18 protein-coding genes are annotated in these 21,241 nt (G+C 67.1%); 13 read left to right on the top strand and 5 right to left on the bottom strand.

The window, feature by feature from the left end; all coding sequences use genetic code 11:
- The first annotated feature begins 77 nt into the window (after positions 1-77).
- The gene (locus J9611_RS17965; protein WP_307857141.1) at positions 78-836 is read left to right on the top strand and encodes a Rieske (2Fe-2S) protein; all 759 of its coding nucleotides are present in this window, start codon (positions 78-80) and stop codon (positions 834-836) included.
- Positions 837-935: 99 nt separating this feature from the next.
- On the opposite strand, the gene ribA is transcribed toward J9611_RS17965, so the two are convergent.
- The gene (ribA, locus tag J9611_RS22595; protein ID WP_211882185.1) at positions 936-2,807 is read right to left on the bottom strand and encodes a GTP cyclohydrolase II RibA; all 1,872 of its coding nucleotides are present in this window, start codon (positions 2,805-2,807) and stop codon (positions 936-938) included.
- Between the two features lie 215 nt (positions 2,808-3,022).
- Between ribA and J9611_RS17955 the strand changes: the two genes are divergently transcribed.
- The 6 genes from J9611_RS17955 to J9611_RS17930 all read left to right on the top strand — a co-directional run bounded on the left by J9611_RS17955 (position 3,023) and on the right by J9611_RS17930 (position 8,368).
- Positions 3,023-3,514, top strand: coding sequence for a MarR family winged helix-turn-helix transcriptional regulator (locus tag J9611_RS17955; protein WP_211882184.1), 492 nt, complete (start codon positions 3,023-3,025; stop codon positions 3,512-3,514).
- Between the two features lie 223 nt (positions 3,515-3,737).
- A complete protein-coding gene (locus J9611_RS17950; RefSeq protein ID WP_211882182.1) occupies positions 3,738-4,061 on the top strand; it encodes a hypothetical protein in 324 nt (107 codons plus the stop codon).
- Between the two features lie 227 nt (positions 4,062-4,288).
- Positions 4,289-4,960, top strand: a complete 672-nt coding sequence (locus J9611_RS17945; protein WP_211882180.1) for a hypothetical protein — start codon at positions 4,289-4,291, stop codon at positions 4,958-4,960.
- 3 nt (positions 4,961-4,963) lie between these two features.
- Positions 4,964-6,145, top strand: coding sequence for a TOMM precursor leader peptide-binding protein (locus J9611_RS17940; protein WP_211882178.1), 1,182 nt, complete (start codon positions 4,964-4,966; stop codon positions 6,143-6,145).
- Positions 6,132-7,490 carry a YcaO-like family protein gene (locus tag J9611_RS17935; protein WP_211882176.1) on the top strand — a complete coding sequence of 453 codons (1,359 nt, stop codon included), beginning with the start codon at positions 6,132-6,134 and terminating at the stop codon, positions 7,488-7,490. Before J9611_RS17940 ends, J9611_RS17935 begins: the two co-directional genes overlap by 14 nt.
- Positions 7,487-8,368: a SagB/ThcOx family dehydrogenase gene (locus J9611_RS17930; protein WP_211882174.1), complete on the top strand. Its 882-nt coding sequence runs from the start codon at positions 7,487-7,489 to the stop codon at positions 8,366-8,368. The genes J9611_RS17935 and J9611_RS17930 overlap by 4 nt, the downstream gene beginning before the upstream one ends.
- Before the next feature lie 115 nt (positions 8,369-8,483).
- Here J9611_RS17930 and J9611_RS17925 read toward each other — a convergent pair whose 3' ends face one another.
- A complete protein-coding gene (locus J9611_RS17925; protein WP_211882172.1) occupies positions 8,484-9,374 on the bottom strand; it encodes an SDR family oxidoreductase in 891 nt (296 codons plus the stop codon).
- Positions 9,375-9,606: 232 nt separating this feature from the next.
- Here J9611_RS17925 and J9611_RS17920 point away from each other — a divergent pair, with 232 nt between their 5' ends.
- The 4 genes from J9611_RS17920 to J9611_RS17905 all read left to right on the top strand — a co-directional run bounded on the left by J9611_RS17920 (position 9,607) and on the right by J9611_RS17905 (position 15,036).
- Positions 9,607-11,190, top strand: a complete 1,584-nt coding sequence (locus J9611_RS17920; RefSeq protein ID WP_211882170.1) for an acyl-CoA carboxylase subunit beta — start codon at positions 9,607-9,609, stop codon at positions 11,188-11,190.
- 68 nt (positions 11,191-11,258) lie between these two features.
- Positions 11,259-11,447, top strand: a complete 189-nt coding sequence (locus J9611_RS17915) for an acyl-CoA carboxylase subunit epsilon (protein WP_211882196.1) — start codon at positions 11,259-11,261, stop codon at positions 11,445-11,447.
- 85 nt (positions 11,448-11,532) lie between these two features.
- Complete coding sequence (locus tag J9611_RS17910) at positions 11,533-13,233, top strand: DUF885 domain-containing protein (protein ID WP_211882168.1); 1,701 nt, start codon at positions 11,533-11,535, stop codon at positions 13,231-13,233.
- A 312-nt stretch (positions 13,234-13,545) separates the two neighbouring features.
- The gene (locus tag J9611_RS17905) at positions 13,546-15,036 is read left to right on the top strand and encodes a dicarboxylate/amino acid:cation symporter (protein WP_211882166.1); all 1,491 of its coding nucleotides are present in this window, start codon (positions 13,546-13,548) and stop codon (positions 15,034-15,036) included.
- 91 nt (positions 15,037-15,127) lie between these two features.
- Here the strand turns inward: J9611_RS17905 and J9611_RS17900 are convergent, their stop codons facing one another.
- Both J9611_RS17900 and J9611_RS17895 read right to left on the bottom strand, forming a co-directional pair.
- On the bottom strand, positions 15,128-15,694 hold the full coding sequence (locus J9611_RS17900; RefSeq protein WP_211882164.1) for a Clp protease N-terminal domain-containing protein: 567 nt from the start codon (positions 15,692-15,694) through the stop codon (positions 15,128-15,130).
- A 213-nt stretch (positions 15,695-15,907) separates the two neighbouring features.
- Positions 15,908-17,056, bottom strand: a complete 1,149-nt coding sequence (locus tag J9611_RS17895; protein ID WP_211882162.1) for a hypothetical protein — start codon at positions 17,054-17,056, stop codon at positions 15,908-15,910.
- Between the two features lie 342 nt (positions 17,057-17,398).
- Between J9611_RS17895 and J9611_RS17890 the strand changes: the two genes are divergently transcribed.
- Together J9611_RS17890 and J9611_RS17885 are read left to right on the top strand one after the other, a co-directional pair.
- Positions 17,399-18,100: a TetR/AcrR family transcriptional regulator gene (locus J9611_RS17890; RefSeq protein WP_211882160.1), complete on the top strand. Its 702-nt coding sequence runs from the start codon at positions 17,399-17,401 to the stop codon at positions 18,098-18,100.
- A gap of 1 nt (position 18,101) precedes the next feature.
- Entirely contained in the window at positions 18,102-20,639 is a 2,538-nt protein-coding gene (locus tag J9611_RS17885; RefSeq protein ID WP_211882158.1) for an MMPL family transporter, read from the top strand.
- Positions 20,640-20,688: 49 nt separating this feature from the next.
- On the opposite strand, the gene J9611_RS17880 is transcribed toward J9611_RS17885, so the two are convergent.
- Positions 20,689-21,241 (bottom strand): HNH endonuclease (locus J9611_RS17880; RefSeq protein ID WP_211882156.1); only part of this gene is annotated, 553 nt, incomplete at its 5' end.

The following is a 21,241-nucleotide window of genomic DNA, read 5'->3' as shown; positions in this document are numbered from 1 at the left end:
CTGCAGTTCATGCCATAGAACACTTTGACCGATTGGACGGAGTGGCTTCGTCCCTGGCGAAGGCAGTCGGGCGGGCCGTGCAACCGCGGCTTGTCCGCAATATCCTGAGCGGCACGCCCCTCGGCCATCCACTGCATCCGGTCCTCACCGACCTGCCGATCGGAGCCTGGGGCATGGCGGCCGTGCTGGACGCCGTCGGGGGCCGGGCCTCAGAGCGCGCGGCGGACATCCTGGTTGCCGTCGGCATCGGCACCGCTGTTCCCACCGCCGCCGCGGGGCTCAACGACTGGTCGGACACGCAGGGGAAGCCGCGGAGAATCGGACTTGTCCATGCGGCGGCAAACACCACCGCCCTGTGCCTCTACACCTCATCGGCAGTGGCCCGCGCGACGGAACACCGGGGCCTGGGGAAGATGCTGGGACTGGCGGGTTTCGGCATCCTGATGTTTAGCGGGTTCCTGGGCGGACACCTCAGCTATTCCAACGCGGTGAACGTCAACAAGACGGCTGGCCGGAGAGGCCCGGCGGAGTGGACCTCTGTGCTCGCGGATCATGATCTGCCCGACGGCGGGCAGGTGAAAGCCGACGTCGCAGGTGTCTCCGTCCTGCTGTACCGCTCGGGAGTAGCAATCCAGGCGCTGGACAGTGTCTGCAGCCACATGGGAGGTCCGCTGGACGAGGGGAAAATCGCTGACGGCTGCGTGACGTGCCCCTGGCACGGGAGCACCTTCCGTCTGGCTGACGGCCAGATCGTCCGCGGACCCGCCAGCAGCCCGCAACCTGTCTACGAAACCCGGCTGACCGACGGTCGGATCGAGGTCCGGCGGAAGCGTTAAACTGCAGCCCGGCCGCCACCTTCGAGACCGGCCTTAACGGCCGGTGACACGGAGCCGGCGGACGGCCATGCCGGGCACCCCGCGGCAGGCCGGCCCCGGTCAGAAGGTTTCTGCCGGAATGGTGAAACCGAGGCCCAGAAGGCCGCGGCCCGCCTGCTCGAGAATCGGATCCATGGTCAGGGAGGCGTGGTTGAGCAGAACGTTGACGTCGCGCTGGATCCGCTGGAGCGGATGCGAAAGCCGGTGCACGCTCCCGCCCGATCCCGTCATGATGAGCCGGACGGCTTCAGCCGACGCCTCGCCGCTGAGGGCGAGGGAGAGCCGGTACCGGGCCCGCTCCTCGTCGGTCAAGGTGAAGGGCTGGCATTTAAAGGCCGCAGAGAGCACCCGGACCGCTTCTTCCCAATGCAGCCGCGCGGTGGCGACCAGCCCGTAGGCCTGCGAGAACCGGGCCTGCGCCAGCGGCGAGTCCGCCTGGCGGTTCTCCACGGTGTGCTTGACCTTGCGCACCATCATCCGCTCGCGGAACAATTCGACGGCGTGCTCGGCGGCCCCCAAAGTGGCGGCGGGTGCCACCATGTTCAGGAACGTGGCCATGGGCGTGTGGATGATCGGATCCCGGTGGATCCGGCTGCCGGGGTTGTCCGCCGCGCCCAGGAGGGCCCAGTCAAGGGTCCGATACTCCGGAACAAACAGCTTCTCTGCCCGGATGTCATTGCTTCCCGTCCCCCGCAGGCCGGCCGTATGCCAGACGTCCAGCAGTTCGACGTCGGACATCGGGACCAGGCACTGCAGGCGGACGTTTTCGTGCTGCACGGCCAGCAGGGCCCACTCCGAATGCATCACCCCGGAGGCGAAGCTCCACCGGCCCGAGATGGAGAACCCTCCCGGGACCTTCTCAGCCGCACCCACCGGGGCGCCGGTGGCAGCCGCCAAGGGAGCCGGCCCGCCCGCGAAGACTTCGTCCTGGACCTCCCGGGGCCACCGCGCGAGCATCCAGACATGCTCGATGAGATGCCCCGCGCTCCATGCGGTGGAGGGGCATCCCCGGGCGAGCCGGCGCACCACCTGGGCATACGTCTCTAGACCCATGCCAAATCCCCCCACCGCCTTCGGCGAGAGCAGGTGGAAGACTCCGGCCTCCTTCAATTCCTCCATCGTGGATTCCGGAATGCGGCGAAGGCGCTCCGTTTCCTCCGCCCGCTCCCGCAGCCCGGGAATGAGCGCGTCAACACGGGCGAGCAGGTCCTCAGGGGTGGGGACAGCGGCCGCAGGCGGGAGATCCTGCCCGGTTCCCGCGGGCGGGAGGTCCAGGGTGTGGGCGGTGTGGTCCCGCTTGGCGGCCAGGTAGCGGTGGTTGGCCGGGGACAGGTGCACTCCGGTGGGGACCTGCTCGGTGACGTCGATGCCGAGGGCGGTCAGCTGGGCGGCCTTGTCCGGGTTGTTGCTGAGCAGGCGGACCGCGCTGGCGCCGAGGGCGCCGAGCATCTGCGCGGCGGCGGTGTAGTCCCGCTCGTCCTCGCCGCGGCCCAGGGCCACGTTGGCTTCGTAGGTGTCCAGGCCGGCGTCCTGCAGGGCGTAGGCATCGAGCTTGGAGTACAGGCCGATGCCGCGGCCTTCCTGACGGAGGTAGAGCAGGAACCCGCCAGCGCCCGCGATCTGCTCGACAGCCTCCCGCAGCTGCGGACCGCAGTCACAGCACTGGCTGCCGAACACATCCCCGGTGAGGCATTCGCTGTGCAGCCGGACCAGCGGCCCCGGACCCGCCGGCGCCGGGTTCAGCAGCGCCTGCTCCCACTCGCCCAGGGCTAGCAGCAGGTGTTCCTTGCCGTCGGCCAGCCCGTGGAAGGTCAGCACCTCGGCCGTGGCCGTGAAGCCGTCCGGGAAGCGCAGCGGCACGGTGACCTGGCTGCGCACGGCGGCGGGTGCGGCACTCGACGGCGGCGCGATGGTCTCGGACACAACGGTCATCTCAGGTCCTCAGGCATTCGATACTAGGGGGCAGGCGGGCGGACAGCGGCTGGTGGAGCAGAAGGAGCAGGGCCAGCATTGAATCCGATCAGCGTTCAATCCGGTAGGGCTATTACTTCAAGATTCAAGTAAACCTTACGGCCGGTTAGTTCACGATGCAAGTGATCCGGCTCAAAAAAACTTCATGCATGAAGTTTCCTGGTTATGCTTTCCTCATGGAGACTTCTGCGGAACCCCCGTGGCTGAGCAGCGACGAGCGTCAGGCCTGGCTCACGTTCGTGGGCGTGATGATGCGGCTGCCCGCGGCCCTGGACGCGCAGTTGCAGCGCGACGCGGGGCTGAGCCATTTCGAGTACATGGTGCTCGCCGGCCTCTCCGAGGCCCCCGGCCGCACGCGCAGGATGAGTGACCTGGCAGGATTCACCGAATCGGGACTTCCCCGCCTGTCCCAGGTCGTCGGCCGCCTCGAGAAGCGGGGGTGGGTGCACCGTTCCCCCGACCCCTCCGACGGCCGCATCACCCTGGCCACCCTCACCCAGGACGGCTGGCAGAAAATCGTCCAGACGGCCCCCGGGCATGTCGAAGCCGTCCGCGCCCTCGTTTTTGACCCCCTCACGAAGGCGCAATCCCGCCACCTGAGCGACATCAGCCAGCGCATCATGCACGCCATTGACCCCGACGACCGCCGCCTGCGCAAAACCGGTTAGCCCGGGTGCCATTTTTCGACGTCACAGATCTTGGACACGGGCGTGCTCATATCTCCGGGAGTCGCGCTTTTTGGCTCTACGCGCCGGTCGCCTTCGGGCCCGCTGCTGCAGGACCAGTTGACAGCGCCATCTCTGACGCCCTCGGGTGCCAGAGGGGTGTCTTGGGCGATCCGCAGGCATAAGCTAAGACAGATCAGCTTCTTCCATCGCCCGGGAGCACGCCATGGACCCTGAATTCGCAGAGGTCAGCGATCATGATGTCACCACCATCACCTGTGTCTGCGGTAATACCGTCAGCGGCGAGGGGCTGATTCAGGCCAATGCACAAGGCATCCCCGTTCACAGTGGCGGGAACACCCCTGTGCCCGCCGGCCTGGCCGAATGGCCGGAAGATGAGGACCTCTACACCCTCTGCCCCTCGTGCGGCCGCGTGTACAGTGACACGGTCGTTGAAGAGACGGGGACTGCGCCCGTTGCTTTGCGGGTCGATGTCGCCCACGCGCCGGTTGCCGAGGCAATCCGTGTCCACTGGGAGCTAAACGCCTAAGCCTGGATCCACCGATCCGCAGCCGGTTCCGGACATGGTTCGGTGCTGGCTTTGGCCTCGGACGCGGATATCTGTAACGGCCCAGTAACGTTCCCCAGTTACAGTTCATCCATCAGATGGCGTGAGTTGCGTTCCTGCCCATGCCTTCTGCCGCGCGGTATCAGGTCTCGCAGCGAAAGCCCACCGCCGACCATTCCAACAATTTGCGATCCTAAGCGGGAACCATCATGAACAGCGGAACTGTCTTTCAACTGGACGCGGATGACGCGGCAGCTTTCATCGAAAAACAGTTGGAAGCGTCTGAAACAGCGCAGGCATTGTTTCGAGCGCTGCAGGACGAAGGCCTGACGCCTAATGTCCAGCGGTCACAGCTGTACGGGATCTACAGCCGGGAGAGCCGTAAGTCACTTAGCGTGGGCATCCTTCCTTTCGTTACGGAGGATCTAACCGCCCATGGGGCCATCAGCGTCTCGGAAGGAGGTTTTGCCCGGGCAGTCGTAGTGCATGTTCAGAGCCGTACTGACCTGACTGAGTTTATTTCCTTGGATTATTACGAGGGTGAACTTCTCCGGCAGACATTCAGCAAAGACGAGCTCGCCGCCGAGGGAGTGGACGCTGTCGTCGAACGGCTGGACAAACTGCACTCTCCGCAGCCTCTGGTCGAGCTATCCGGCCGGCAGGTGAGCTTGGTTGCCCATTTAGCCTTTACGACCCTTCACCGGGACGAGTTTTCTCGGGAAGTGTATGGCGCTGACGATCTGATGGCCATCTCCAAGCAAGCGCCTTCCGTATCCGACGCCGCCATGGTCATGCTGATGACAACTGGAGCATCACACACCGGCTGTTCATGCAGCAGTTCCTGCTACGGCTGCAGCAGCTGTAGTTGCTCGTGGGGCTGAGAAGTGCGCAACCTGCCCGCACGCCCCCAGGTGGCCAAGCGCTTCACGGCACTCTCGCCGTCCCCAGGGCGGCTGGTTCTTCAGTCCCTCACCCACGCAATATCGATCGAGGACCCCGTAGGTGATGTTCGCCGGATTGTCTTGCTGGCGGACGGCACGCGATATATCGACGAGATCCTCGACGCGATGGAGCCACTGGGCCCCGAAGCGGCTGTCGGTCTACTCGAGGACCTGGTGGAGGCCGGGATCCTCGGGAAAGCCGAGGCCGATATGAATCCTGACGGCCTGACGGGCGCCGAGCGGGAGCGGTACGCTCAGCAGATAGCGCTTTTCTCTCATTTCGCACGACCTCGCGCTGACGCCTTTGCGGCACCTGGTGTGGACTTCCAATCGAAGTTGAAAGACGCCACGGTACTCGTGCGCGGCCTGGGTCCCATCGGAACGGGCCTGTGTCGCGCCCTCTGCACGTTGGGCGTCGGCACCATCATTGGGCTGGACCCCTCCGCTCCTGTCGTATCAGCCGATATGGCACAGGATCCGTGGTTCGCCAGCACGGACATAGGAAGCGATCGTGCGGAGCTAGTCGCAACCCGTATCCAGGAGTGCCACCCAAGCACTGAGTTCATTGCAGCCAGGAGCGACAACAAGTCGCTCGCGGATCTCCTCGGCGAGGCAACGACGGCGGTGCTCGCAGAAGACCGTTTCAACCCTGCAAGCTATGAGGAATTCAATCTCGCAGCCTTGGAGTCAAAAACCACGTGGACGAGTTTCAGGCTGAACGGCTTCGACATCTGCATCGGACCCACGGTGATCCCGGGTGAGACTGCATGCTACACATGCTTTGACCTGCGCCTGAAGAGCAACATGAGCGACTACGAGGAATACCTATTGCTCGAAGCCCATCTCAAGGAGGACGACCTGCATTCCGGGGCGCTGATGATCAATCCAGGCATGGACCTGGCCGCCCTCGAAGTAGCAAAGATCCTGACAGGTTTCGTGGCACCGACGACAATTGGACAACTGTTCACGCTCAATCTGCTCACCCTTGCGAGCAGGTCCCACCCCGTGTTGAAGATCCCCCGTTGTCCATCCTGCGGCGCCTCTCATCAGCAGCGTCCACAGCCCCGCCTGTGGGAATTTGCAGGCCCCACGACTCAATTTCCTGCGGCCCATGAACCCGGTTGAGCCCACCCTGCCCGGGGGTAACCATCGAAGCAAACGGTCATATGCCGCACCTCATTACGCCACGACCGAGATGCCGTCCCCGGTCGACCCCCGCACCGGTATCATCCATGAACTCGGAGATCTGCCTTGGGCGGCGGGTGAGCCGGAGATATTTAACTGCTTCGTGCGGATGGCCCGGACTGAGCGGTATCTCGGTGTCCCGTGTTACGACATGAACGGCGGTGCCGGACTAACACTGTCAGCCGCCCGGGCCGCGGCAGTTGGCGAAGGTCTGGAACGCTACTGCGCATCGGTTTATGATCCGGCGGAGCTAAAAGTCGGGAATGCTGACGAACTAGCCAAGACGCACCGTGTGGCGCCTCCTGGGACCTTCGCGTTGTTTCATCCCAGCCAGGGACCCGGATTCCCGACATTCGACAATTCCACACGCCTGGCCTGGGTCACCGGACGCTCTCTCATTTCGGATGAACAAACTCTCGTTCCCGCCTGCCTTGTGTACATGCCCTACCATCCGCAAGAGGCGGGTGAGGTGGCGCCTGCACCCGCAATTTCCACAGGCCTTGCCTGCGCGCGTTCCTACCCGGAGGCGGTGCTTGGCGGACTATACGAATGCTTTGAGCGTGACGCCTTTGTTATCCATTGGATGAACCGCATTACCCCATGCCGTATCGCGCCAGAGGCCGAAGGTGCCATCGCCTCCGTCTATCACGAGCGTTTGGCAAAACCAGGATTGCATTACACCCTCCTCGATGTGACACTCGATCCGCCAGTTCCGTCCTATTTCTGCGTTCTCATTGATGATCGGAATTCGGTCCCTATGATTTCGGTAGGCGGGGCGAGCAGCTTTGACACCCGCAGGGCACAGCTGAAGGCGATGATGGAGGCAGCCCAGACACGCGAATGGGCAAAAGTACTCCCGGCCGAAGGAGCAACCGCACTGCGTCACGATGCGGAGCAGGTCCGAACGTTTGAGGACCATGTTGCGTTATATGCCCATGGCGGGATGCTCGAGGCAGTCGAATTCTTACTTGATGGCCCAGTCGTGCAGTCGCGGCAGCCGCAAACATGGGCAGGTAGCACAGATGCCGCACTCCACCGGGCAATAGGGCTATTGCATGAAGCCGGGCTCGATGCCATCGTGATTGATTTGACAACGCCCGACACCGCCCAATGCGGTTTCTGCGTTGTCAAGGTTGTCATACCCGAGCTTCAACCGCTCGACGCCGACTACCGCAAGCGTTTCCTGGGCGGCCGGCGGTTGTATGAACTTCCCCGGCGCCTCGGGTTCAGCGACCGCGAAGTATCGCCCGCCGACCTTAATCCCGACCCTCATCCGTACCCATGAACAAAGAGCATTCCGAGGCAGCTGCCGGCAGGTATTCCGAGAGTGCAGAGCACATATCGCTTGTTGAGCTTTACCACGAGAACTCCAAGCAGCGCAGACATGACGCCGGTTTCGGCCTGCGAATCATGGCAATGAACAACAGCCCCGCCATGCAGCAACTGTTCGCCGGAAGCTACAAAACATACGCAGGAGCGCCGACCATCGACCTGCCGGCGCCTGAAAAATGCAACCGACATTCTTTGCAAGAGACAGTGGAATCCCGGCGCTCGGTCGACCGGTTCGGCTCCAACCCACTGGGGATAAGCGAGCTCTCCTACGTCCTTGCGCTGGGGAACGGGATTACAGCATCCACCGGCCACGGTCGCCAACGTCCCCTGAGGGCGGCCCCCTCGGCCGGCGCGCTTTATCCGATAGAGATATACGTCGCTGTCTCCCGAGTCCAGGGCATCGCGCCGGGCACCTATCATTACGATGTCAGGGGACACCGGCTCGAACAGATGGCAGACCAAGACATTGCGCCCGAACTCGGTCGTGCAAGTTCCTATGATCACCTGTTCACCACCTCGGGTGCCACCGTAATGCTTACGGGAATGCTGGGGCGCACACAGATAAAGTACCAGGAACGGGCATACCGCTTTATGTTGCTCGAAGCCGGCCATACCGCAGAAAATATTCTGCTCGCCGCTGCTTCTCTGGACCTGGCGGCCACTCCGGTCGGCGGCTTCATCGATGATGAAGTAGCAGCCATGCTGGATATTGACGGGGTTGACGAGGTCGTGCTGGAGCTCATCCCGGTCGGAGCCGCCCCACACGACGCTGACGCCGTGCAACCTTCTGCGATCGAAAAGGAAATGCTGGCCATGCTGTGGCCGGATTGAGCGGATGAGTCGGCGTCCTCGTCTCCCCCTCCGCCGGCGCCGGCTCGCTCGCCGGCAGTGTGGCGATCGCATACACCGCCGACGCTGGCCGCTTGGCAACGGTCCCCCGGGAGCCTCAGAGGAAAATGTCGGCAACCAGCCGGTCCTCGGGCGCCCCGAGGCTGTACGGGGTGAAGTCCGTGACGCCGGCCGCGGCGAGGACCTGCTCGTCGGTGTAGAAGTTGCCGCTCCGGCTGCCGGATGCCGGCGTGGCATTGCTGCCGGTCAGCACGGCGTGGGCGGCGTCGGCCATGATCCCGGGGCCGCGGGCCCCCTTGACGATCGATTCCCCGCCCGGCATGTTGCGGATCGCCGCGGTGTCGATCAGGGTGCAGGGCCAGAGCGAGTTGACGCTGATGCCGTCGGCCTTGAGCTCCTCGGCCAGGCCCAGGGTGGTCAGGCTCATGCCGTACTTCGCCATCGTGTAGGCCAGGTGCAGGCCGGCCCATTTGGGGTCCAGGTTCAGCGGCGGGGACAGCGTCAGGATCTGCCCGGCGTCGGATTCCCGCAGGGCCGGCAGGGCGAGCTTGGAGAGCAGGAAGGTGCCGCGGACGTTGATGTCCTGCATGAGGTCGTAGCGCTTCATGTCCACGGCGTCGGTCCGGGACAGATCGATGGCGGAGGCGTTGTTGATGACGATGTCGATCCCGCCGAAGCGTTCGACGGCGGCGGCCACCGCGCCGGCGACGTCGTCGTCCTTGCGCACATCGCCGACCAGCGGCAGCGCCTGCCCGCCGGCGGCCTCGATCTGTTCGGCGGCGGAGTAGACCGTGCCCTCCAGCCGCGCGTGGGGCTGGCCGGTCTTGGCCAGCAGCACGATGTTGGCGCCGTCCCGGGCCGCGCGGGTGGCGATGGCCAGGCCGATCCCGCGGCTGCCGCCGGAGATGAGGACGGTGCGGTTCCGGAGGGAACCGGCGGCCTGGTACGGCGCTGCGGCGGTGCCCGAAGCATCATTGCTTGAAGTCATGCGCACACTCTAGCGGACTGATGTTACCGATGAGTAATATCGGTGGTCCGGGTGGGAAGGGAGGGAAGTTTGTAGGTTCTCTACAGCGGCCCCCGCCCGCCGCGTCACTAGACTTGCCATCAGGGCCCTGTGGAACTTCCCCCGACTTGTGCGGAAGCTACTTAAACCGCCACGCGGTACAGGGCCAGCGATTACCAGCTACCACCATCAGCTACAGAGCCGGAGACACTCGATGAGCCACGATCTGACCACGACTGCGGGAAAGATTGCAGACTTCCGCGACCGCCAGGCCAGCGCCGAGCAACCCTCAGGCCCCGAGGCGATCGAGAAGCAGCATGCGCGCGGCAAGAACACGGCCCGGGAGCGCATCGACCTGCTGCTCGACGCCGGCTCCTTCGTCGAGTTCGATGCCTTGGCGGTGCACCGCTCCACGGCCTTCGGGATGGAAAAGAAGAAACCCCTCGGTGACGGCCTGGTCTCCGGCTACGGTACCGTGGACGGCCGGCCCGTCGCGGTCTACAGCCAGGACTTCTCCGTGTACGGCGGCTCGCTGAGCCAGGTCAACGGCGAGAAGATCGTCAAGGTCCAGGAGTTCGCGCTGCGCAACGGCTGCCCCGTGGTGGGCATCCTCGACGGCGGCGGCGCCCGCATCCAGGAAGGCGTGGCCTCGCTGGCGATGTTCGCGGACATCTTCCGCAACAACGTCCACGCCTCCGGCGTCGTCCCGCAGATCTCCCTCATCATGGGCCCCTCGGCCGGCGGCGCCGCCTACTCCCCCGCGCTGACCGACTACGTGGTGATGGTGGACAAGACCTCCCATATGTTCATCACGGGCCCCGACGTGATCAAGACCGTCACGGGCGAGGACGTGGACATGGAGACCCTCGGCGGCGCCCGGCAGCACAACTCCACCACGGGCACCTCCACGTACCTCGCCTCCGACGAGGCCGACGCGATCGAGTTCGTCCGCGAGCTCCTCGATTTCCTCCCGTCCAACAACCTCGCCGAGGCCCCCGTGCTGGAGCACAGCCAGGAACTGGAGCTTGACGACGACGACCTCGCCCTCGACTCGCTCATCCCGGACTCGGCCAACCAGCCCTACGACATGCGCCGGGTCATCGAGCAGATCGTGGACGACGCGCATTTCCTGGAGATGCAGTCCCTCTACGCCCCGAACGTCATCATCGGCTACGGCCGGGTCGAGGGCCACACCGTGGGGATCGTGGCCAACCAGCCCGTGCAGTTCGCCGGCACCCTGGACATCGCGGCCTCGGAGAAGGCCGCCCGCTTCGTGCGGCACTGCGACGCCTTCAACGTCCCCATCATCACGCTGGTGGACGTGCCGGGGTTCCTGCCGGGCAAGGACCAGGAGTTCCAGGGCATCATCCGGCGCGGCGCCAAGCTGCTCTACGCCTACGCCGAGGCCACCGTGCCCAAGCTGACCGTCATCACCCGCAAGGCCTACGGCGGGGCGTACATCGTGATGGGTTCCAAGAAGCTCGGCGCGGACCTGAACCTGGCCTGGCCCACGGCGCAGATCGGCGTGATGGGCGCCCAGGGCGCGGTCAACATCCTGTACCGTCGCGAACTCGCCGCGGTGGCTGCGGACGGCGGCGACGTCGAGGCCAAGCGCGCCGAGGTCATCCGCCAGTACGAGGAGGAGCTGCTGAACCCGTACCAGGCGGCCCAGCTCGGCTATGTGGACGCCGTCATCGCCCCGTCCGAAACCCGCGTGCAGCTCATCAAGGGCCTGCGCGCGCTGCGGGACAAGCGGGCCAGCCTGCCCGCCAAGAAGCACGGGAACATCCCGCTGTGACGCCCGTCGAAGAGCCCGCCGGTCAGCCCGCCGTGGTCGAACCGGCCGAGGCACCGGCGGCGGAACCCATGCTCTCCGTCGTGAAGGGCGAGCCGACGCCGGAGGAACTGGCGGCGCTGGCCGCCGTCGTATTGTCCCTGGGGCAGGGCGAACCCGCGGCGCCGCAGAAGCCGGGGGTCCGGCACTGGGTCCGCCGGCAGCAGCTGCGGCTGGCACCCACACCCGGCCCCGACTCCTGGCGCCGCAGCCGCGGCTGACCGGGCCCCTACCGGTCCGTTACCGGGCCGCCGGGAAAGTTCAGTGACCCTTTCATAACCGCGGTGGCCCGGCTAGTCTCTTCGGGTGACTACCGACACCGCTGCTTCCGAAAACACGTCCCCGGTGCGCACCACGACCGCCATCGACGCCGTCGCCGACTCGTACACGGACACCCTGATCCGGCTTAACCCGAGCTTCGCCACGGAGCTCGGCCTGCCGGGCCATGAGACCGGCTACCAGGACTTCACCCCGGCGGGCCGGGAGGAATTCGCCGCCGCGGCGCGGGAGACCCTGGCCGCCCTGGACGGCCTGGAGCCGGCCGACGACGTCGACGCCGTCACGCTCGATGCCATGCGCGAGCGGCTGGGCCTCAGGCTGGAAATCCACGCCTCCGGCTGGGACCTGGCCGAGCTGAACAACATCGCCTCCCCCGCCCAGGACATCCGCTCGATCTTCGACCTCATGCCCACGGACACCGCCGAGCAGTGGGAGCACATCGCCGGCCGGGCGCACAACGTCCCCGCCGCGATCGACGGCTACATCGCGTCACTGCGCGCCGCGAAGGACGACGGCAAGGTCGCCGCGGCCCGCCAGGTCTCGATCGTCATGGAACAGGTCACCAGGTACGCCGCGGAGGACGGCTTCTTCGCCAAGCTTGCCGCCGGCGCCAGGACCGCCGGGGGGCCGCTTCCGGCCGAGCAGCAGTCCAGGCTCGACGCCGGCGCTGCCGCCGCGCGCACCGCCTACTCCCGGCTGGCCGGCTTCCTGGAAGCGGAGCTGCTGCCCGCTGCCCCGGCCACGGACGCCGTCGGCCGCGAGCGCTACGCCCTCGCCTCCCGCGAGTTCCTGGGCGCCACGGTGGACCTCGAAGAGACGTACGCCTGGGGTGTGCAGGAGCTGGACCGCATCATCGCCGGGCAGGAAGCCGTGGCCGCGCAGATCCGGCTCGGAGCCAGCATCGGCGAGGCGAAGAAGGTCCTGAACAACGATCCGGCGCGCCGGATCAAGGGCACCGACGCCTTGATCGCCTGGATGCAGGGACTCTCCGACAAGGCCGTGGCCGACCTCGCCGGCGTCCACTTCGAGATCCCGGACGTCATGAAGACGCTCGAATGCCGCATCGCACCGACGGACGACGGCGGCATCTACTACACCGGCCCCTCCGACGACTTCAGCCGCCCCGGCCGCATGTGGTGGTCGGTGCCGGCGGGCGAGGACACCTTCACCACCTGGGCCGAGACCACCACGGTGTTCCACGAGGGCGTGCCCGGCCACCATCTGCAGATCGGCACCGCCACCTACCGCCGCGAGCTGCTGAACAAGTGGCGCCGCAACGTGTGCTGGACCTCCGGGCATGGTGAAGGCTGGGCGCTCTACGCCGAGAAGCTGATGCAGGAACTGGGCTACCTCAACGACCCGGGCGACCACATGGGCATGCTGGACATGCAGCGGATGCGGGCCGCCCGGGTGGTGTTCGACATCGGCGTGCACCTGGAGCTGGAGGTCCCGGCGCGCTGGGGATCCGGCACCTGGACCGCGGACAAGGGCCTGGAGTTCCTCAAGGCCAACCTGGACATCAGCGAGGGACAGCTCCAGTTCGAATTCGCGCGCTACCTCGGCTGGCCCGGGCAGGCCCCCTCCTACAAGGTGGGCCAGCGGCTCTGGGAGCAGATCCGGGCCGAGCTCGAATCCCGGCCCGGCTTCGAGCTCAAGGCCTTCCACACCAAGGCCCTGAACATCGGCTCCGTGGGCCTGGACACCCTCAGGCGCGCGCTGCTGGGGTGACACCTGCCCCGGGAACCAGACATCCTCGGCGTGCCCGCTCGTTCTCCCCACCGTCCCCCTAACCTCGCAAGCTCGGCCAGGGAACCCTGACGGCGTGGGCCCTCGCTTAGACGCACGCTGCCGGATGCCTGTCCCCCCGGGACAGTCAGTTCAGCCGGTGACAATCGCCACATTTTGTCTGGGAATAACTTCACAATCGGGTAGTCTTCCGGTTGAATTCCCGGGATTTCGCGCCGCGGGGCTACAAGTGAGCCCGTAACATTTCTCAACATCGGTTCGCCGTGATAAGCCGACCGGTCCTAGCGTGTTCGGGTGAGCACTCAGACAAGCACCCCCGCACCCGCTGGAAAGACCGGTTTCCAGCTGCCCAGCTGGGCCGGCTCGTTCGGTTTCCAGATCATCGCCGCCCTGATCGTCGGCCTGGGCCTTGGCCTCCTGGCCAAGTACACGGGCAGCACCAAGACCAGTCCCAACGCCCTCGGCGGCACGCTGCAGACGATCGGCTCGAGCTACGTCTCGCTGCTGCAGACCGCCGTCGTCCCCCTCATCTTCACCGCGGTGGTCAGCTCCATCTCCAACCTGCGGGCCGTCTCCAACGCCGCCCGGCTGGCGTGGAACACGCTGCTCTGGTTCGCGATCACCTCCCTGGTCGCCGTGCTGATCGGCATCGGCCTGGGCGTGCTCCTGCAGCCCGGCGCCAACACCGGGATCTCCCAGGAAGCCAAGTACGCCGGCAAGTCCGGTGACTGGTGGGCCTTCCTGACCGGCCTGTTTCCCAAGAACTTCCTGGGCCTCGGCGCCAGCACCACGGTCACCGACGGCGTTGCCACCACCGCCGTGAGCTTCAATGTGCTCCAGATCCTCGTGATCGCCATCGCCGTCGGCGTCGCGGCCCTCAAGGTGGGCGAGGCCGCCGAGCCGTTCCTGAAGCTCAACGCCTCCGCCCTGGCCGTCATCCAGAAGGTGCTCTGGTGGATCATCCGCATTGCACCGCTGGGTACCGTCGGCCTGATCGGCAACGCCGTGGCCGTCTACGGCTGGGACACCATCGGCTCGCTCGGCAAGTTCACCGTGGCTATCTACATCGGCCTGGCCCTCGTGTTGTTCGTGGTCTACCCGGTCCTGGTCCGCGCCCACGGCCTGTCCGTCAGGCAGTACTTCTCCGGCGTCTGGCCGGCCGTGCAGCTGGCGTTCGTCTCCCGGTCCTCGATCGGCACCCTGCCGCTGACCCAGCGCGTGACCGAGCGCAACCTCGGCGTCCCCCGCGCCTACGCCTCCTTCGCCGTGCCGCTGGGCGCCACCACCAAGATGGACGGCTGCGCCGCGATCTACCCGGCCATCGCAGCGATCTTCGTGGCACAGTTCTTCGGCATCCAGCTGGACTTTACCCAGTACCTGCTGATCGCCCTCGTCTCCGTGCTCGGCTCGGCCGCGACGGCGGGCACCACCGGCGCCGTCGTCATGCTGACGCTGACGCTTTCCACGCTGGGACTGCCGCTGGCCGGCGTCGGCCTGCTGCTGGCCATCGACCCGATCCTGGACATGGGCCGCACGGCCGTCAACGTCGCCGGGCAGGCACTGATCCCGGCGATCGTGGCCAGGCGCCAGGGCATCCTGGACGAGACGCTCTACAACGCTCCGCGCAACGGCGACCCGTTCAGCGACGACGTCGCAGACGCTGCCGGTGACACGGCCGCTGACGCAGACGCCGCCGACCCGTCGGCCGTTCCGGCGCCGGCAGCGTCAGCTGTGCCGGCGGCGGGGACGCCGGAGGGCCGCGAACTGGCGGACGCCAAGGCGTAGCTGGGCTCCCGCACGGCAGCATTGACGAACAATTCCCCGGGAATCTCCCGGGGAATTGTTCGTTAAGCCGCGTCCGTCTTGCGGGCGGGCGTCAGCGGCGGCCGCCGATCACGCCCTTTTCAGCGGCCTTGGTGACGGCGTCGGCCTCGGCCTGGGTCAGGGTGCCGTCCTTGACGGCCTGGTCGAGGCGGGGCTTCAGGGCTGCCGCGTGGTTCGCCTGGGCCTGGCTGCGGAGCTCGTCGAGGGCGGCGGTGACCTTGGACTCGTCAAGGCCCAGCGACTTCGCGAGGGATGCGGCAAGCGCCTTCTCCATCGCGGCACGGTCCGGCTTCTGCCCTTCGGCCGGCGGGGTGGCCGGCTTGTTGGCCTGGCGGAAGGCCTTCAGCGCGTCGGCCACCTTGGCCTCGTCCACGCCCAGCTTCGCGGCGAGCTCCTTGGCACGTCCGCCGCGATCCCCGCCGTCGTCGCCGTGGCCGTGGCGGCCGCCGTGCATTCCCCGGACTTCGGCGGTCGAGTTATCCGCCGGGGCGCTGGAGCTGCTGGACGGGGTGGGGCTGGGGGTGGTGGTTGCGGAGGCCATCGCGGTGACTCCGAGGCCGGCGCCCAGTGCCAGGGCCGCGGCCCCCAGGCCGAGGGCTATTCTCTTCGTGTGTGACATCTGCTGCTCCTGGATCTGCCGTCCGGTGGCGGCGCTGCTACCTCGTGCTGCTATTGAGCGGAACTCTGGGTCAGGACCCTCTCCCAGTGTGCGCCTGCGAGGTCTGGGATAGCTGTACCTAAGCTTTCATCTTCCTGTGAATCGTGGGAGGTGCTGGTCCACCCAGATCGCGACCCGGTCACTGAAGTGCTGGTCACTCACGCCATCTCTTGGTCAGCGCCAGGGTGGCGGGTTGGCCGCGATGATCTCGGGGGTGAGGAGCATGCCCCCGAAATCGGCGCGCGCCTTGGCCAGTGTTTCCGGGGCCGGGTCGACGGTGGCGTACCAGGGCTTCAGGTCTTTTGCCTGCACGAGGTGCTTTCCGGCGCCGAGAGGTTCGATGGTCCAGTCGGACAGGTCGTTCGCGTGCGCCAGGTGGGCGTCGGTGAGGAGCTGCAGTCCGTGCGCGTCGGCAATGTACTGCGCATTCAGGTGCCTGTTGTAGCGGATGTGGGATTCCTTCACGTAGGGCAGCAGGGGCCTGCCGGCGGCAAGCTCGCTCCAATCGGGGGTGAGGGCATTGCAGTACTGCACAAACGCCAGATCGGTGTCGCCGGGAAACGCGGCCATGGCCCGGACAACCTGCGCAAGCCGGTCCTGCCAGGACACTGTGTCGTCCATGACCCCATAGCAGGTCCGGCCCAGGGTGCCCAGCGACGCCCAGACCAGCCGGCGCGGCTCGGACCGCAGATAGGCAACACGAGCCTGTCCGAACCGCGCGGCACCGTCCGCGAGCGTCGGCCCGACGTCGGGGTTCTTCGTGCGGGTCTGGTGGATGCTGCGCAACAGGTAGACGTCCGCACCGTCGAACCGGCCCCACGCCGTGGCGGCGTCAGTGATCTTCGCCGTCAGCTCGGCCGGGACGGACCAGCTCATGCTGCGCTCCTGCTCGTCCAGCAGGGTCAGATCGTCGGTCCGGTAGGCCACGAAGGCTGTGAGCTGCCGCGGCAGCTCGACTTCGCCGCTCAGCCAGTCCGGGAAAAACGCCTGCGGCGCGGCGGTGACTTTCCCGGAGTTCCCCAAGGCCTGCAAGTGCCGGGCGAAGGCATCCAGCCAGGCGCGCACCCCCTCTATGGGGCCGGCTCTGCTCATCAGTGCCACCGGTCCGGCGTCGGAGTCGGAGACCCCCTCGGCGAAGACTGCGTCGCCCCACCCGGCGTCCTCCACTTCCTGGTTCGCTACCCGGACCGCAGCCTCGACCGCGTCAAAGACATCCTTCGACCCGCGGGGCCGGAACTGCAGCCACAGCTCCTCCTCGTACTGGGCCTTCCGCCACGCCCTCGACAACGCGCCCCACACAACCTCCACACCGGGCTCCGGCATCCGATCCCCTTAGTTCGCATGTAGTGCTATCGCTCTTCGGTGAACATACCCATTCCATTGCCAATATTCGAGGAAACCTCTACATTCAACGCAGGGGGCGGCATGAGCCGAGTGGCGCTGATCAATTTCACCTGACGTTGACCACAATGGTCACGTTGAGCAGCACGCAAGCGAGCCGAGGGTTACCCCGGCAACTTCGCCTCGTCGACGGACTCGGCCAGAACCGCCATTCAGTGAAAAACCGCCATTCTCCGCTCCATAGCCGAGAAGCTGGACTGCTGCTCTGCCGGTACACTAACAGAAACTTGCTCACAGTGCAAAGATGCACGTAGTGTAATTCGCATGCCCCCAACGACCTCCCACAACGCCCCGGACTCCGTGCCGACGCGCCGCGAACTGAACAAGGCGGCCACCCGCCAGGCGATCACCGATTCGGCCCTGGGCCTGCTCCGCATCCAGGGGCCCGGCAACTTCACGGTCGAGGACATCGCCGACGCCGCCGGGATCTCCCGCCGGACGTTCTTCAACTACTTCGCCAGCACCGAAGCCGCCCTGGCCGCGGTGACTTTCGGCTTCCTGGACACCGCGCTCCGGCAGTTCCGGCTGCGCCCGGCCGGAGAACCCATCCTGGAATCGGCCCGGGCGGCCCTGGTTGAACTCGCCGACCCCATGACCGTCGCGCCGATGGCAGAGCTCTACAGCCTGGGCAAGACCAACCCCCAGCTCAGCCGTTCCGAGCTGGAGGCGTGGGACCACTGCACCGAACAGATCATCGACGCCGCCCGTGAGCGGTTCGCCCCCGCAACCGACACCGGTGCTGCCGCCGTCGTCGGGGTTGATGAACTGTACCTCCGCGCCCTGGCCGGCTCCATCATCTCCTGCGGCAAAGCGGCACTGGATGTCTGGTTCGCCCGGTGCGGCGGCGACCTCAGCCCCGAATCCCTCGCCGCCCTGCGCCAGCTCCTCATCGATTCCATGACCCTGCTGGGCTCAGGTTTCGCCGGCACTGCCTCCCCTTCCACCCCTTTCCCAGATCGGCACTGACATGGCCCTTTTGCTCTACCGCCTCGGCAAGTTCTCCTACCGCCACCGCTGGCTCGTCATCTCGCTGTGGCTGGCCGTCATCCTGGCCGTCGGCGGCGCCGCCGCCGCATTCCACGGCACCATGTCCAACAACTTCCAGATCCCGGGCACCGAGACGCAGCGGATGGCCGACAAGCTGAAGCAGGAGCTGCCCAAGTCCTCGGGCGGCTCCGCCGGCATCGTGTTCGAGGCCACGGACGGCCAGTTCAGCCAGGCCGGCAGGGACGCCGTCACGGCCGCGCTGGCCAAGCTCAGGACGCTCCCCGCCGTCCAGGGGACGGTGGACCCGTTCGCCACGCAGGCGCAGCTGGACCAGGCCGCCGCGGAGATCGCCGCCGGTGAACAGCAGGCCGACGCCGGCAGGGCGCAACTGGATGCGTCCGGCGCTGAACTCGCCGCCGGGAAGGCCCGGCTGGCCGCCGCGGAGCAGCAGCTGGCCGCGGCCGGACTGCCCGCCGCCGCCGTCGAAGCACAGCTGGGCGCACAGAAGGCTGCCCTCACGGCCGGCCAGGAGAAGCTCGACGCCGGGACCCGGGAACTCGAGGCCGGCAAGGCCAGGCTCGCCCTCGCCAAGCGCCAGCTCGCCGCCTCGCACGGGATGCGCTTTGTCTCCGGGGACGGCAAGGCCGCGATCGCGCAGGTGCAGTTCAACACCTCCATCAACGCCCTGGCCCCGGCGGTCCGCCAGCAGGTCCAGGACATCGCCCAGGAAGTCTCCCCCGCCGGCGTCACAGCCCTCGCCAGCAAGGAAATCACCGAGGACGTCTCGGAGATGTTCGGCATCTCCGAGATCCTCGGCATCGCCGTCGCGGCCCTAGTGCTGATCGTCATGCTGGGCACCCTGATCGCCGCCGGGCTCCCGCTGCTGATGACCCTCGTGGGCGTGGGGGTCGGTGTGGGCGGCACCTTCGCCCTGACCGGCGTCGTGGACATGAGCTCCATCTCCCCCATGCTGGCGCTGATGCTGGGCCTCGCCGTCGGCATCGACTACTCGCTGTTCATCGTCAACCGGCACCGCGGCCAGCTCCTCGCCGGCATGGACGCCGAGGAATCCGTGGCCCTGGCCACCGGCACCTCCGGCAACGCGGTGCTCTTCGCCGGCCTGACGGTCATCATCGCCCTCGCCGCCCTCGTCATCCCGGACCTCCCGTTCCTGGGGGTGATGGGCCTGTCCGCCGCCGCCACCGTGGCGGTCGCCGTCGTCGTCGCCCTGACCCTGACCCCGGCCGTACTCTCGCTGGCGGGCCGGAAACTGATCTCCCGGCGCGCCTGGGCCAAGGCGGAGAAGCACAACGCCGCCCCGGGACACGAGGCCGCGGACATGGCCAGGGACGAACAGCGCAGCAGCCGCGGCTGGGGCGGGCTCATCACCCGGCACCCGGTCCTGGCGCTGCTCGCCGGCGTCGTGCTGCTGGGCGTCGTGGCCCTGCCGGCCAGCCAGCTCCGGCTCGCCCTGCCCGACGGCGGGTCCGAACCTGTCGATTCGCAGGCGTTCAAGGCCTATGACGTGACCGGACGCAGCTTCGGCGAAGGCATGACCGGGCCGATCGTCGTCGTGGGCGACTTCCCGGCCGGGCTGAGTGCCGCCGAGGCGCAGGCCAGGCAGCTCGACGTCGCGGACATCCTGCGCAGCGTGGACAACGTGACCGCCGCCGTCCCGGTGGCCCTCAGCGAGGACCGCCGCACCGCGGTGTTCCAGGTGGTGCCCCGGGAGGGCCCGGCCAGCGCCAGCACCGTCAAGGTGGTCGCCGAGCTCCGCGGCAAGAAAGCCGACATCAAGGATGCCACCGGGGTCAGCATCGGCCTCACCGGCCAGACCGCCGGCAACGTGGACGTCTCCGCCAGGCTCGGCGACGCCCTGCCGCCGTACCTGGCGATCGTGGTGGGCCTCTCGCTGCTCCTGCTGCTGCTGGTGTTCCGCTCCATCGTGGTGCCGCTGCTGGCCACGGGCGGCTTCCTGCTCTCCCTCGCCGCCGCGTTCGGGGCCGTCGTGGCCGTGTACCAGTGGGGCTGGCTGGGGACCGTGTTCGACGTCGCCAATCCCGGCGCGGTGCTCAGCTTCCTGCCCATCATCCTGATCGGCGTGCTGTTCGGGCTGGCCATGGACTACCAGGTGTTCATCGCCGCCGGGATGCGCGAGGCGTACATGCACGGCGCATCGGCGAAACACGCCGTCCGCACCGGATTCAGCCACGCCGCCGCCGTGGTCGCCGCCGCCGCCATCATCATGGTCAGCGTGTTCGCGGGCTTCATCTTCTCGCACCTGAACATGGTCCGGCCGCTGGGCTTCGCGATGGCGTTCGGCGTGCTGGTGGACGCGTTCGTGGTGCGCATGACGATCGTTCCCGCCGTGATGTACCTGCTGGGCGAGAAGGCCTGGTGGCTGCCCCGCTGGCTGGACCGCATCCTGCCGGACGTCGACGTTGAAGGCGCCCGGCTGCGGAAGGAATCCGTGGAATCAGGCCCGGGGACCAAGGAACCCGAGCTCTCGGTCCGATAAGGGGGATGCCGGACTGTTCAGGCCGCAGGCTGTTCAGGCCGCGACGTGATCAGGCCGCGAGCGGCGGGGACAGCCGGTAGCGTTTGCCGGTCTTCGCCTGGTGCCGGAGTCTTCGTCTGCGGCGGCCCGTTCGGCGCGGGGAAATTCCCGGAAGCAGCCCGGAGTCCCAGGTGAACTGCGGAACAAACGGCGCGCCGCTCAACGGGTCGCCGGTCATGGGGGTGCCGGGGAGCGGGGGCGCGGTGGAGGAGTAGGTGTGGCCGGTGGGGGTGGTGAGTTCGAGCGTGTGCCGGGGGCCCGGCCTCGGCTGCGCGGCCCAGCCGGGGATTTCCTTGGTGTGGTTGCAGGCTTCGCAGAGCGAGGAGCCGTTGGCGTGGCTGGTGGTGCCGCCGTCGTGCCAGGGGACGATGTGGTCCAGGTGCCGGATCGGGGCGTCGCAGTAGGGGGTGCGGCAGGTGTCGTCGCGGGCCGTCAGGAAGCGGTGCAGCCCGGCCGGGAAGAGCCGGGCCCGGGAGTCCAGGGCCAGCAGGTCCCCGGTCCCCGGGGCGGTGTAGAGCCGCCGCAGCCAGATGGCGAACGCCGGCGAAGCCCCGGTGAGGCCG

This window comes from Pseudarthrobacter albicanus (genome assembly GCF_018224015.1).
GTDB classification, from domain to species: Bacteria; Actinomycetota; Actinomycetes; order Actinomycetales; family Micrococcaceae; genus Arthrobacter; species Arthrobacter albicanus.
Note: the sequence above shows the minus strand (reverse complement) of the source record. Positions and strands in the feature narration are given on the sequence as shown.